This is a genomic window from Polaribacter porphyrae, from assembly GCF_002954685.1.
GTDB classification, from domain to species: Bacteria; Bacteroidota; Bacteroidia; order Flavobacteriales; family Flavobacteriaceae; genus Polaribacter; species Polaribacter porphyrae.
In genome coordinates, this window is the sequence record NZ_MSCN01000001.1 from 2,175,019 (window position 1) to 2,188,301 (window position 13,283).

General features: G+C 27.6%; 12 protein-coding genes. 7 read left to right on the top strand and 5 right to left on the bottom strand.

Features of this window, described 5'->3' with window-relative positions; all coding sequences use genetic code 11:
- A complete protein-coding gene (locus tag BTO18_RS09735) occupies window positions 1-3,288 on the top strand; it encodes an ABC transporter permease/M1 family aminopeptidase (protein ID WP_146106908.1) in 3,288 nt (1,095 codons plus the stop codon).
- Window position 3,289: 1 nt separating this feature from the next.
- On the opposite strand, the gene BTO18_RS09740 is transcribed toward BTO18_RS09735, so the two are convergent.
- The 3 genes from BTO18_RS09740 to BTO18_RS09750 form a co-directional block, all read right to left on the bottom strand.
- The gene (locus BTO18_RS09740; protein ID WP_105016036.1) at window positions 3,290-3,805 is read right to left on the bottom strand and encodes a gamma carbonic anhydrase family protein; all 516 of its coding nucleotides are present in this window, start codon (window positions 3,803-3,805) and stop codon (window positions 3,290-3,292) included.
- 6 nt (window positions 3,806-3,811) lie between these two features.
- Entirely contained in the window at window positions 3,812-4,543 is a 732-nt protein-coding gene (locus BTO18_RS09745; protein WP_105016037.1) for a LytR/AlgR family response regulator transcription factor, read from the bottom strand.
- Between the two features lie 82 nt (window positions 4,544-4,625).
- Window positions 4,626-6,827, bottom strand: a complete 2,202-nt coding sequence (locus BTO18_RS09750) for a tetratricopeptide repeat-containing sensor histidine kinase (protein ID WP_105017543.1) — start codon at window positions 6,825-6,827, stop codon at window positions 4,626-4,628.
- A 214-nt stretch (window positions 6,828-7,041) separates the two neighbouring features.
- On the opposite strand from BTO18_RS09750, the gene BTO18_RS09755 reads away from it, so the two are divergent.
- On the top strand, window positions 7,042-7,737 hold the full coding sequence (locus tag BTO18_RS09755; RefSeq protein WP_105016038.1) for an SIMPL domain-containing protein: 696 nt from the start codon (window positions 7,042-7,044) through the stop codon (window positions 7,735-7,737).
- A gap of 56 nt (window positions 7,738-7,793) precedes the next feature.
- Window positions 7,794-8,924 carry a vWA domain-containing protein gene (locus BTO18_RS09760; RefSeq protein WP_105016039.1) on the top strand — a complete coding sequence of 377 codons (1,131 nt, stop codon included), beginning with the start codon at window positions 7,794-7,796 and terminating at the stop codon, window positions 8,922-8,924.
- Between the two features lie 114 nt (window positions 8,925-9,038).
- On the opposite strand, the gene BTO18_RS09765 is transcribed toward BTO18_RS09760, so the two are convergent.
- Both BTO18_RS09765 and BTO18_RS09770 read right to left on the bottom strand, forming a co-directional pair.
- A complete protein-coding gene (locus tag BTO18_RS09765; RefSeq protein ID WP_105016040.1) occupies window positions 9,039-9,887 on the bottom strand; it encodes a glucosaminidase domain-containing protein in 849 nt (282 codons plus the stop codon).
- Window positions 9,884-10,831 carry a 1-aminocyclopropane-1-carboxylate deaminase/D-cysteine desulfhydrase gene (locus BTO18_RS09770; protein WP_262904424.1) on the bottom strand — a complete coding sequence of 316 codons (948 nt, stop codon included), beginning with the start codon at window positions 10,829-10,831 and terminating at the stop codon, window positions 9,884-9,886. The genes BTO18_RS09765 and BTO18_RS09770 overlap by 4 nt, the downstream gene beginning before the upstream one ends.
- Before the next feature lie 131 nt (window positions 10,832-10,962).
- On the opposite strand from BTO18_RS09770, the gene BTO18_RS09775 reads away from it, so the two are divergent.
- The 4 genes from BTO18_RS09775 (at window position 10,963) to BTO18_RS09790 (ending at window position 13,239) form a co-directional block, all read left to right on the top strand.
- Window positions 10,963-11,538: a Crp/Fnr family transcriptional regulator gene (locus tag BTO18_RS09775; protein WP_105016041.1), complete on the top strand. Its 576-nt coding sequence runs from the start codon at window positions 10,963-10,965 to the stop codon at window positions 11,536-11,538.
- A 79-nt stretch (window positions 11,539-11,617) separates the two neighbouring features.
- On the top strand, window positions 11,618-12,241 hold the full coding sequence (locus BTO18_RS09780; RefSeq protein ID WP_105016042.1) for a DUF8737 domain-containing protein: 624 nt from the start codon (window positions 11,618-11,620) through the stop codon (window positions 12,239-12,241).
- Window positions 12,242-12,329: 88 nt separating this feature from the next.
- Window positions 12,330-12,683, top strand: coding sequence for a YciI family protein (locus tag BTO18_RS09785; protein ID WP_105016043.1), 354 nt, complete (start codon window positions 12,330-12,332; stop codon window positions 12,681-12,683).
- Window positions 12,684-12,699: 16 nt separating this feature from the next.
- Window positions 12,700-13,239: an SRPBCC family protein gene (locus tag BTO18_RS09790; protein WP_226789095.1), complete on the top strand. Its 540-nt coding sequence runs from the start codon at window positions 12,700-12,702 to the stop codon at window positions 13,237-13,239.
- Window positions 13,240-13,283 lie beyond the last annotated feature (44 nt).

The following is a 13,283-nucleotide window of genomic DNA, read 5'->3' on the forward strand; positions in this document are numbered from 1 at the left end:
ATGCTTCTAGAGATAATCAAATTTGAGGTTTTTTATAGATTAAAACGCCCTGAAACATATTTGTTTTTTGGAGTACTATTTCTATTTTCTATTGTTGGTGTAGATTTCGTTTTTCAAGGTGTAGAAATTGGTATGGTTCAAAAAAATGCGCCTTTGGTCATTGCAAAAACAATGGGTGCAATTACTGGTATTTTTATGATTATGGCTTCTATGATTATGGGTGTTCCTATTCTTCGTGATTTTCAACACCAAACAGAGCCTTTACTTTTTAGTACTACTCTTACAAAAAGAGATTATATTTTTGGTCGGTTTTTAGGGTCCTTTATGATACTGCTATTCGTTTTTAGTGGTGTTTTATTTGGCATGATTCTAGGTTCTCAAATGCCTTGGCACAAAGCTAATGAAATGCAGGTTTTTAAAATCGTAAGCTATACAAAGCCTTTTGCTATAATCGTTTTACCCTCATTATTTTTTGGTGCTTGCTTATTTTTTGTAACAGGTATGTTAAGCAAAAAATTACTGGTTGTTTATACACAAGGAATTGTATTATTTGTAGTTTTTATGACTACAAAAGCGATTAAAAACGAATATATTCAAGCCATTTTAGATCCTTTTTCTTTAACTACGTTAACAAAATTTACTGAAAATTGGTCAGTTTTTGAAAAAAACACATTTCAAATATCAATGGCAAATGAAGTGCTTTATAATAAATTGTTCTGGATTTTATTAGGCTTAATAGTGCTGTTTATTGGCTACAAAAAATTCTCTTTTAATACATATTTTAAAAAGTCAAAATCTACAAAAAATGATGGTTCTAATCTAAATACAGTTTCAATAGTTGATAAAATTACGATACCAAGATTTAGTATTGATTATAATTTTAAAACTCAAATTATACAATTTTTTGAACTTTCTAAATTCTACACCAAACAATTGTTAAAAGAAAATTCTTTTTGGGGAATTGTAATTTGTGGTATAATAATTATTATCATCAATTTCGTAAATCTTGGAACTGTTTATGGTGTTGATAGTTACCCAGAAACGTATTTTATTGTTGGCGAATTGCAAGAAACTTCTTTTTATTTTTTCATTATTATTTTGATATTCTATTCAGGAGAATTGATTTGGAAAGAACAAAATCTAAAGTTCAATTTAATTTACGATGCTACTTCTATTTCTGATTTTAATAGAATTGTGAGTAAATTTATTGCACTTAACCTTATTTATATAGTGTTGCTATTTAGCTTGATATTATCAGGTATTTTATTCCAGATTACCTGTGGTTATTATCATTTTGAAATATCTGTCTATTTTTCTGGCTTCTTTTTAGAGATATTTCCATTTTTAATTTTGTACACATTTGTTGCTTTTTTCTTTCAATCAATTTCAAATCACAAATTTATTGGTGTGCTATTTTTTATACTATTTTTTATTGTTGATGTAGGACTAGAAGTTGTTGGTTTTAAGCATAGTTTTTACAATTTTGGTGGTAAAAGTTTAGATACTTATTCAGAAATGAATGGATATGGTCATTTCTTAAAACCTTACTTGTTCATAAAAATATATTGGTTTTTATTTGGGTTAATTCTTTTAATTATTAGCAGTCTTTTATCTTTAAGAGGTACTGAAAACAGTTTACTAAAACGTATAAAATCGATAAAAAAAAGCATATCTAAACCTGTAAAAATTAGTTTGATTTCATTGGTGTTTTTATTTTTGAGTTTAGGGATTTTTATTTTTTACAATACAAATATTATTAATGAATATTGGACAAAAAACGAGCAAATTGCATACAGAGTTTCTTATGAAAAAACACTAAAAATTTTTGAATACATCAATCAACCAAAAATTATAGATGTGAATTTGAATTTGGATTTATTTCCATCAAAAAGAGCTTATAAAGTTGATGGATTTTATATTTTAAAAAACACATCAGATTCAATAATCAACGAAATTCATCTGCAACAAAAAATTGCATCCCATATAAAGCTAGAAAAGGTAACTTTTGAAAATGGGGCAATAAAAAACGATAATTATAAGAAATTTCATTATACAATTTATCAACTAAATAAAAACTTACAACCAGGAGATTCTATAAAAATGAGTTTTATACAATCTTACTTTCCTAAAGGTTTTGAAGATGAAAACTTCAACACTGTAATTGTAAATAATGGTACTTTTTTTAATAATCAAGAATTTCCAACTTTGGGTTATAACAAAAAGTATGAGTTGAAAGATAAAGATGAACGTATTAAATACAATCTACAACCAAGATTAAATAAAGCAAATATAACAGACAAAAATGAGTTATTAAACGCACGTTCAGGAGGTGATGCAAATGGAATAAATTTGGAAATGATAATTGGTACTTCTTCTAACCAAACTGCAATAACTTCTGGAAATTTATTGCGAAAATGGTCAGCAAATAATCGAAATTATTTCCATTACAAAACTTTGAAACCCATTATCAATTTCTATGCTATTGTGTCTGGAAAATATCAATTTAAAAAAGACATTTGGCAATCAAAAAAAGACTTATCAAAACCAGTTTCTTTAGCAATTTATCATCATCCAAAACACAATTACAACACAGATAGAATGCTCAAATCCATGAAAACTTCTTTAGATTATTTCAGTAAAAATTTTAGCGAATATCAATATCAGCAGTTAGAAATTATGGAATTTCCAAGATATGCTGATTTTGCACAGTCTTTTCCAAATGCAATTCCATTTTCTGAATCTATGGGTTTTGTGTTAGATATTGATGATGAAAAGGATGTTGATATGGTTTTTTATATTACTGCTCACGAAATTGCACATCAATGGTTTGGTATGCAAGTAGAAGCTGCAAACGTGCAAGGGAAAAATTTTATTTTGGAAACATTAGCTCAATATGCAGCTTTAATGGTTTTTAAAAACACGTATTCTGAAAAGAAAGTGAAGCAATTTTTAGATTTTCAAAAGGAGTTGTACTTGAAAAATGTAAAGAAATCTAAAACTGTAGAACCAACTCTTGCTTTGGTTGAAAATCAGGATAATGTATATTACAATAAAGGTGTTTTAGCAATGTATATTTTTCAACAAAAAGTTGGAGAAAAAAAAGTAAATCTTGCTTTACAAAACTTTTTAAAAGATTGGAATTCTATTGATGGTATTAAAAAACAACAAACCAAAAGATATGCAACTTCTTCAGATTTATTGGAATATTTTAGAGCAGTAACTCCAAAAGAAGCACAGCCTCTTATAAAAACTTTTTTTGAATCTAATGAAGAATTACCAGAATTTTAGTTTATTCCTTAAACCAACTCGAATATTCTACATAATTATTGGCAATTCTATCAATTTCTCCAGAAATGAGTTCTTGTGATATATCTTTTACTTTTTTTGCAGGGACTCCTGCATAAATACTTCCACTTTCCACAATTGTATTTTTGGTAACTACTGCACCTGCTGCAATAATTGAGTTACTTTCTACAACACAATCATCCATAATTATAGAACCCATACCAACTAAAACATTATCATGAATAGTGCAACCATGCACAATTGCATTGTGCCCAATAGAAACATTATTGCCAATAGTTGTTGGTGATTTTTGATAGGTAGCATGTATTACAGCACCATCTTGTATGTTGACTTTATTGCCAATTTTGATAAAATGAACATCTCCTCTTATAACAGCATTGTACCAAATACTACATTCTTTTCCTAAAGAAACCTCACCAACAATTGTGGCGTTTTCTGCAACATAACAATCTACTGGTATTTGTGGATATTTACCTTTTACTGGTTTTATAATGGGCATAATATTTTATTTAAAATAAGACAATAAATTAGCCTTTTGTGAAGCAGAAACCAAGATTTCTTTTCCACTAGAGACAATTACGCTTCCTCCTTTTCCTTTTTTATATTTGGTAATGGCATTTACATTTACTAAATACGATTTATGGATTCTTGCAAATGTGTGTTCTTTTAAAGCTTCCTCAAAATACTTCAACGTTTTACTTACTAACTTTTTAGAGTTTGCCAAATGGATTTCTGTATAATTATCATCTGCCTTGCAGAAAACAATATCATTAATATCTAAAACTTCAAAACCATCTTGTTGTGGAATAGTAATTTTACCTGTTGCTGAATTGGTTTTTGGAGCTAATATTTGATGCTGTAATTCATTTTCTTTTTCTTTAATTTCTGTAACAATATTTACGGCTTTTATCAACTCATCAATAGAAATGGGTTTTAGCAAATAATAACTTGCATGATTGTTTAAAGCTTCAATTGCATAATGGTCGTAAGCAGTTACAAAAACGGTTTCAAAAGTTCTGTTTTCTATTTTTTCTAACAAATCAAAAGCATTGCCAAAAGGCATTTCTACATCTAAAAATACCAAATCTAATTCATGTTTTTGTATTAACTTATAGGCATCGTCAATATTGCTAGCTTCTCCTAATAAATTTACATTTGGGCAGTATTTCCCTAAATAATTTCGGAGAATATCTCTGCTTATTTGTTCGTCTTCTACTATTATGGCTTTTAATTTCATAGTTTTTATTTGGATACGGATTTTACGGATTTACACAGATAAATACTGTAAACTGTAACTGAAAACTGAAACTGAATACTGCTTACTTCTTTAACTGCAACTCAACTTTAGTTCCTTCTCCATTTTCTTTTACGTCTGTTACTTTTACAGTAACACGTTCTTTATACATATCATTCAGAATGGCAATTCTATTTTTTATAGTACTCATTCCTTTTGATTTCTGTTTCAATTGATTTTTTGTTTTGATTTCTTGCGATTTTTTGCGTCCAATTCCATCATCAATGATTGAAATAGCAACTGTTTCATCATCTTTTTTATTGATAGAAATTTCTAAATTTCCTTTCTCTTTTTTGTAACGTAAACCATGCCAAATTGCATTTTCGATATAAGGTTGCAACAACATTGGCGGAATTGAAAATTGCTCTAAATGGATACTTTCATCAACCTTAATTTGATAATCAAACTTATCTTTGAATCTGTTATGTTCTAACTTTACATACAATTCTAACAACTCAATTTCTTTGGTTAATGGAATAAAATCTTCATCAGAATTTTCTAAAACTGAACGCATTAATACTGAAAATTCAGATAAATATCTGTTTGCATTTCGCTCATCATTTACAGCAATAAAACTATTTACAGAATTTAAAGCGTTGAAAATAAAATGCGGATTCATCTGCGATCGCATCGATTTTAATGCCAATAAATTATTTGCTAATTTTTGCTGTTTGTTGTTTCTGTACATAAAATAGGCTAGCAAAATTAAGAGTATAATTCCACCAAAAAGCGAGTAAATTAAAATACGCTGTTTTCGATTGCTCTCTTCTGATAGTTGCTGATCTACATAGGCTAAACTGATTTTACTTTGTGTTAATTCTTTGTCTTTTTCTAGACTTGTAATTCTGTTTTGATTGTCTGCAATGGTTTTAGAAAATCGTTTCACTCGCTGAATTTCCTGCTCTTTTCTAATGTATAATGTATCAACCAAAGCAACATATTCTTTATAGCTTTCAAGAGCTTTTTCTTCATTACCAATATTCGCAAAAACTTCTGATAACTTACGAGTTGCGTCTTTTTCTACAACAATATCTTTATTTTTATTAGCATCTTTTTTACTCTTTTCTAAAAAAGGGATTGCACTTTTATAATCTTCTTTTAGAATATAAGCATTACCAATTTTATAGTTAATCTTTTGAGTGGTAATAGAATCTTTTATGTCTTTATTATTTATTTTTCTTTTACTATTTGCTTTTTTATCTTCTTCAGCTTTTTCTAAACTTTTTTTTCTTAATTTAATTTCATCATCAAATCTATTGTTCGAGTTATAGAAATCAGCTACTTTTTCTTGTTGTAACAATGATCTTCCTAGATTTTCTTTATCAGCTAAATTTAAAGAGTTTTGAAATAAACTATCTGCTTCATTTATATTTCCTTTTGCTGCAAAAACATCTGCTATTTTAGAATTTAAATCTGTAATTTTTGGTATAACCAAATTCTTTTGAGCAATTTGCAGTGCGTTTTGATAGTTTTTATTGGCTTCATTAAATCTTTTAATAGCAAAAAAAGCATCTCCTAAACCTTCAAAAACCTGAATTCTCTCATAATTTCTTAATCCTTTTTGGGAAACTTCTTGAAATGATTTTATACTTTCTTCATACTTTTTTTGTAAAAACTGTGCTTCTGCTAATTTTATTTTAGTAGCATTTATCTCTTTAATTTGATATGATAATTTGTAATTGTATGAAGCTAAATCGTATTGTTTCCAATGAAAATACACATCTGCCAATGTTTTATAAGTAGCAGCACTTCTTTTCTTACTCTGTTTGTTTTCTAAAGCCTTTTCTATAAAAGATAAACTCTTTTCTATATCTTTTTTCTTGTAAAAATTTGCAGAATCTAAATATTGTAGATAATTATCTGTTCTTTTAGAAAAACTTTTTACTTTGAATTTGCTTGAAGTTTTATCATTATCTTTAATAATAATCTTTATGTCTTCACTAGAAGTTAGTCTATAATAAACGGTCTCAAAATCTGGATGAGATACACTTATTTCGTCATCTACTTTTCCTTTTACAATAAATCTACCTGTAGCATCTGGCAAAGTATAAGTTCTGCCATTTATAGAAATATCAATATTTTTGGTTATTTTTCTTTGGTTATTATCAACAACAGTTATTCGTACAGAAAACTCAACTCCTTTTTGATAAACAATATTTGCTTGTGCAACTGCAACTTTTACATTACATAATAAAATAAAGAGAAATATGTATATTTTTTTGCTCACTAATTTGTTTTGATTTGTAAACATACATACAAAAATGCATCCAAAAAAATGGATAACTTTAGATATGGTTTTATAAATAGGTCAAATAGAAAGTTTACCTAAACCAATTTATAATTTAACTCATCCAAAAAGCACGTTCACTCATTCTGGTTTTTTTTAAAATTAAGTTGTTCTTAATATTGAACATCTTTTAACATCAAAAAAAAATAGGGAAATGAAAAACATCCAATTGCTAATTTGCTTTCTTTTTACAACAATAATTTTAGCACAAACTCCTCAAAAACCATATGTAGAAGTCACTGGTACTGCTAAAACAGAAATTGTACCTGATGAAATTTATTTAGATATTCAGCTTAAAGAACGAAATGAAAAAGGTAAAAAGTTGACCATAGATTATTTAGAAAATCAATTAAAATCTACATTACGTAAAATTGGGATTCCAGAAAAAAATCTTTCTATTTCTGATGTAAATGCGGTTCTAGCAAAAACTGGTTGGTGGAAGGAGGAAATTTTATCTATAGCTAACTATAGTTTAAAGGTAAATGGAGCATCAAAATTAAAAAAGCTTTTTGAACACTTTAAGAAAATGAATATTTCTGATGTAAATATTACAAAAGCCACACACTCTAACATTATTGAAATTAGAAAGAAAAATAGAATTAAAGCGATTAAAATTGCCAAAGAAAAAGCAGACTATTTATTGTCTGCAATTGGCGAACAAACTGGAAAACCTATAATTATAAACGAAGTTAGTACTGGTAATCAACCAAGTTTTGTAAATGCAAATTTTATAAATCAACAACGTAGTTTTTCATCATTAAATAAGCTGAAAAGTTATAAAAATGAAATTGTTCAATTCGAAAAAATAAAAATTACATCTTCAATGTATGTGAAATTTTTAATCAAATAATAGCTACTTAAACCCAAACTTTTAATCAAAAAAATAAATCTAAAAAAATATAAATTATGAAATCAATCGTATTAAAAGTAACCTTAATCGTATTTGTATTCGCAACCACTTTTGGCTTTGCAAATCATCAACCTGAAAAAGAAATTAAAAAAATACAAACCATAAAAGTAGCATTGTTGTTAGACACTAGCAATAGTATGGATGGCTTAATAAACCAAGCTAAAGCACAACTTTGGGAGATTGTAAACGAGCTTTCTTATGCCAAATATGGTATTCAAAAACCAAATTTAGAGATAGCTTTGTATGAATATGGAAACTCCAATTTATCAGCAAGAGAAGGCTATATTAGACAAGTGTTACAATTTAGCAATGACTTGGATGAAATTTCTGAAAAACTGTTTTCATTAACTACAAATGGTGGAAATGAATTTTGTGGTCAGGTTATTGAAACTTCTTTAAAAGAATTATCTTGGGGTACTAATAAAGAAGATTTAAAATTACTTTTTATTGCTGGTAATGAACCTTTTACACAAGGTAAAATCAATTACAAAGATGCTATTACTGATGCAAAAGAAAAAGAGGTTGTAATTAATACTATTTTTTGCGGCAACTATTCTAATGGAATTTCTGGAATGTGGAAAGATGGTGCAGATTTGGGTGGTGGAGATTATATGACTATTAATCAAGATAAAAAAGTAGTGCATATTATTACACCTTATGATGACGAAATTATCATTTTAAATAAAAAATTGAATGCTACCTATATTTATTATGGTAATGATGGATATTCTAAATTCTCAAATCAAAATGTACAAGATGCAAATGCGATGTCTTTGAATAAAGAAGTAGAAGTAAAACGCGCTGTTAGTAAAAGTTCACGTTTGTATAGCAACTCAAATTGGGATTTGGTAGATGCTGACAAAAAAGGCAAGATGGATTATAAGAACCTAAAAAAGAAAAGTTTACCTAAAAATTTACAAAACAAATCTGAAGCAGAGATTAAAGCTTATGTAAAATTAAAAGCTAAAGAACGTAAAATAATTCAGCAAAAAATAAAAGAACTAGATGTAAAAAGAAGAAGTTTTATTGCTAAAAAACAGAAAGCTGACTCCAATAAAGATGTCTTAAATAATGTGATGATTAAAGCTATTAAAAGACAAGCAAAGTTGAAAAACTATAGTTGGTAGTTAGTAATATATTCTGCAAGGTTTTAAAAAAACCTTGTAGGTATAAATTGAATGGATAAATACCTACAAGGCCATTGAGACCTTGCAAGAAAACAAAATTCTGCTTATAGTATTTTATTTTACTAACAATTTCTGACCAATAGAAATCGTATTGTCTTTTAAACCATTTAATTCTTTTAATAAATTTACAGAAATACCATATTTTCTACTAATAGAGTACAATGTATCTCCTTTTTTTACTTTGTAATAATTAGATGTACTCTTTTTAATGACAATAGGTTTTTTAAATGACTTCCCATTATTTAGCTTTTTTATTTCTTTAGCATATTTTCCTTTTTTTACCTTGTCAAACTCATAGAGTCTGTAATCTCTAATCAGTTTTAGCAATTTTGCAGGATATTTTTTATCAGTAGCATAACCCGCCTTTCGTAGACCATAAGCCCATTTTTTATAATCGGTTATTCTGTAATTAAACAAAAAAGCATAACGTCTTCTTTTACTTAAAAACAAAGAATGGTCATTGTATGAAGTTTCAGGATATTGGTATTTTCTAAAACACTCTCCTTTTGCATCATCATCATGATAAACACGTTCTCCTTTCCAACCTGTATGACATTTTATACCAAAATGATTATTAGATTTAAGAGCCAACTCACTTCTACCTCTTCCAGATTCTAAAATACCTTGAGCTAAAGTTATACTTGCAGGTATCTTATATTCATGCATTTCTTTTACTGCAATTGGTGCATATTTTCGGATATAGGCTAATGTATATTTATTTAATCTAGGGTTTTTCTTTTTGAGTTTTTTTGTGAGTTCTTTTTCATTAACAGAGGGTAAATCTACAGGTTTGGGTTCAATAATAACAACTCCAGGATTTTTTTTGTTGACCACTTTTTTTTTAGAACCACAACTGGCTAAAAAGAAGAACGAACATAAAATGATGAGTATCCTAAATTTCATAGTATTATTATTTCTTGATTTTTTTGTTTTAACTTTTGATTAAATCCATTTATTCCTTGAATTCCTCCTGTGTGAATAGCCAAAATTTTACTTCCCTTTTTAAAATGATTTTTTTCAACCAAATCTATAATCCCAAAAATCATTTTTCCTGTGTAAATTGGATCTAGTAAAATCCCTGTTTCAGTTTTAAAACTGTTGATAAAACGAATCAAATCTTGATTATATTTTGCGTATCCACCAAAATGATAATCCCTTTGTAAACTCCAATTGTTATTTTTTACATATTGTTTGATATCATTCTGTAAAAAATTACCTTTTAAAGCTGGGAAACCCAGTACTTTTTGATTGTTTTTTGATGCATTTATTAAACCTGCAATGGTTCCTCCTGTACCAATAGCAGAGCAAATATAGTCGAATTTTGAGTCTTCTTTTGTTAAAATTTCTTCACAACCTCTTATAGCAAATTCATTTGTTCCTCCTTCTGGAATTAGATAAAAATTACCAAACCTTTCTTTTAGACGATTCATAAACTCTAGTTTGGATTTACTACGATATTCTACTCTAGAAATGAATTCAAAAGTCATTCCATTTTCATAGGCTTTTTGTAAAGTTGTATTTTTAGAAAGAGTCTTCTGTAAATTAGTACCTAGTTCTTCTCCTCTAATAATTCCGATTGTTTTAAATCCATTTAAATTTCCAGCTACAGCTGTTGCTACAATATGGTTAGAAAAAGCCCCTCCAAAAGTGAGTAATGTATTTTTTTGTTGATGTTTCGCCTCTGCTAGATTGTATTTTAATTTTCGAAACTTATTACCAGAAACATAAGGATGAATTTTATCTTCTCTTTTAATAAAAAGTTGTACTTCTTTTTTTTCTAAAATTGGAAGTATTATTTGCTGATTTTCAGCAATAAAACTCTTATTAAAATCTAAATTAGATAACAATTGATAAAATTTTGAATCAAAAATACAGAAACTAGTTTAGCATTTTTCTAAATTTAGAAATATAGTTTATATTTAAGTCTAATTTTAAAATCTCTATAAGATTACAAATTTCTTATTCAATAAGATACTAAATGAGTAAAAAACACTTTTTACATCAAATTTTTAAACTAGAAAATTTTAATTCAGAAGAATTAGTATTAATCTTAAATCAATTTGAAGAAATTGAATTTCAAAAAAACGAGTATTTAATTGAAAAAGGAAAAACAGCTAATTATTATTATTTTTTAGAATCAGGTTTTTTACGCTCTTACACAATTGATACAGAAGGTAATGACATTACTACTAAATTCTTTTCTACCAATGAAATTGTTATTGATTGGCATTCTTATTTTTTAAAGAAACCTTGTAAAGAATCGATTCAAGCTCTAACTAAAGGCAAATGCTGGAAAATAAGTTTTGGAGATTTTATGAAACTATTTCATATTGAAGCCTTTAGAGAAGTTGGTAGAACAAGGCTCATCAATAATTATTTTGAACTTAAAAATCATTCTATATCAGTAATTGCAGACCAAGCAAAAGACAGGTATTTGAATTTAATTAAAGAAAAGCCATCGATAATTCAGAATGTTCCTTTAAAACATATTGCCACGTATTTGGGGATTACAGATACTTCATTAAGTAGAATTCGAAAAGAGATAACACTATAATAATCAACCTATGTTTTCAAATCAAGTACCACTAATTTTCTCCATATTATTTTTAATTGCATTTCTGTTTCCAATAATAATGGTAGCAAATCTTGCAAAAAAAGGGAATGTAAAAAATGGTTTTTGGTCAGTCATTGGTTTTTATACTATATATTTAACAATAGTAGTAATAGCAAGTTTAAATGGTTTTTTTGATACTGTTATGTTGCCTCCAAAAATTGTAGTAACCACAACTTTACCTTTGGCTATTTTTGTGACTATAATTTACAATACCAAAATTTGTAAAAAAGCAACTGAAATATTATCGCTAGTAGATTTAGTAAAAATTCACATTTTTCGTTTAATTGGTAGCACATTTATTATTCTTTTACTGTTTAATTTATTGCCTAAACCTTTTGCACTTTTTGCTGGTATTGGAGATTTAGTAACTGCTATTTCAAGTATTTTTGTTGTAAAAGCTATTAAATCTAATAAAAGTTACGCTAGAAAACTCACGTACATTTGGAATACTTTTGGGCTTGTAGATATTTTAATTACATCAGCTTTAGCAATTATTTTCACAAAAATCAGCATAGATAATGGAGTAATGGGTGTAGAGTTTTTAACAGAATTTCCATTTTGTTTTATTCCTGCTTTTGCACCACCAACTATTATTTTCTTACACCTATTAGTATATCGAAAACTATCTTCAATAAAAAAATAGACTATTTTCATTTCTTGTCATAGGCAAAGTTTTTTGTCTTTTTCTCTTTCTAGTTTTGGAGTGTTATTAATTCTTAAAACTATACAAGATGAAAAAAGAACAAATTTTTATGATGATTTTCAGATTTACTCCAAATTTTGAATATCAACCAACAGCAGAAGAACAAGCTCAAATGCACCAAGAATGGGGAGGTTTTATTGGAAACCTAGCTCTAAAAGAAAAATTAGTAAATACCTATCAATTGGGTTTCGAAGGCAAACAAATTGCAACAAATTTATCTACTTCTGATGGAATAACTATCTCAAATAACCAGACAATTGGAGGAACAATGGTAGTGACTTCTAATTCAATAGAAGAAGCTGTTGAAATGGCAAAAGATTGCCCCATTTTAAAAATGGGTGGAACTGTTGAAGTAAGAAGTATTATTCCTATGGAAAACTAATTTAAAAACTTTAAAAATGAAAAAAATGATTTTAACAACAATTATAGTAATCGTTATCCTTTTTTTAGCATTAGGATTTTACAACGCAAGTAAATTACAACACATTCATATTCAGAAAACAGTAAATATTCAAGCTGATTTAGAAACAGTTTATAACAATGTTGTCTATCTTAAAAACTTCAAAAAATGGTCTCCTTTTTATGAAGTAGATCCTAATCAAAAAACATCAATTAAAGGAGAAGATGGACAAGTTGGTGCACAGTTTCATTGGGAAGGAAATAATGGAAAAGATTTGGGATATCAAGAAATAAAAGAGATAAAAAATTTAGCATATATAAAAATGGAATGTGATATTCAAAAGCCATTTAAAGCAAATCCAACTTTTGAGTATGCTTTTTCAAAAAATGGAAACTCGGTTAAAGTGACTCAAGATTTTAACTTAAAATCTGGATTCGTAGATTCCTTTTTTATGTGGCTTTTTGGTGCAAAAAAAGACATGAGTAAAATGAATGCAAGAGGGATGGAACTTTTAAAAATTGCCTGCGAAAAAGAGTAATTCGTATTTTTAAAATAAAATAAAACGACTTTGGTATTGATACC

Excerpts from the sequence above, each read along its gene's own strand:
- BTO18_RS09765 (WP_105016040.1), bottom strand. The coding sequence starts at position 9,887 with ATGAAATTTAGGATACTCATCATTTTATGTTCGTTCTTCTTTTTAGCC.
- BTO18_RS09745 (WP_105016037.1), bottom strand. The coding sequence starts at position 4,543 with ATGAAATTAAAAGCCATAATAGTAGAAGACGAACAAATAAGCAGAGAT.
- BTO18_RS09780 (WP_105016042.1), top strand. The coding sequence starts at position 11,618 with ATGGTAGCAAATCTTGCAAAAAAAGGGAATGTAAAAAATGGTTTTTGG.
- BTO18_RS09755 (WP_105016038.1), top strand. The coding sequence starts at position 7,042 with ATGAAAAACATCCAATTGCTAATTTGCTTTCTTTTTACAACAATAATT.
- BTO18_RS09760 (WP_105016039.1), top strand. The coding sequence starts at position 7,794 with ATGAAATCAATCGTATTAAAAGTAACCTTAATCGTATTTGTATTCGCA.
- BTO18_RS09740 (WP_105016036.1), bottom strand. The coding sequence starts at position 3,805 with ATGCCCATTATAAAACCAGTAAAAGGTAAATATCCACAAATACCAGTA.
- BTO18_RS09790 (WP_226789095.1), top strand. The coding sequence starts at position 12,700 with ATGAAAAAAATGATTTTAACAACAATTATAGTAATCGTTATCCTTTTT.
- BTO18_RS09785 (WP_105016043.1), top strand. The coding sequence starts at position 12,330 with ATGAAAAAAGAACAAATTTTTATGATGATTTTCAGATTTACTCCAAAT.
- BTO18_RS09735 (WP_146106908.1), top strand. The coding sequence starts at position 1 with ATGCTTCTAGAGATAATCAAATTTGAGGTTTTTTATAGATTAAAACGC.
- BTO18_RS09775 (WP_105016041.1), top strand. The coding sequence starts at position 10,963 with ATGAGTAAAAAACACTTTTTACATCAAATTTTTAAACTAGAAAATTTT.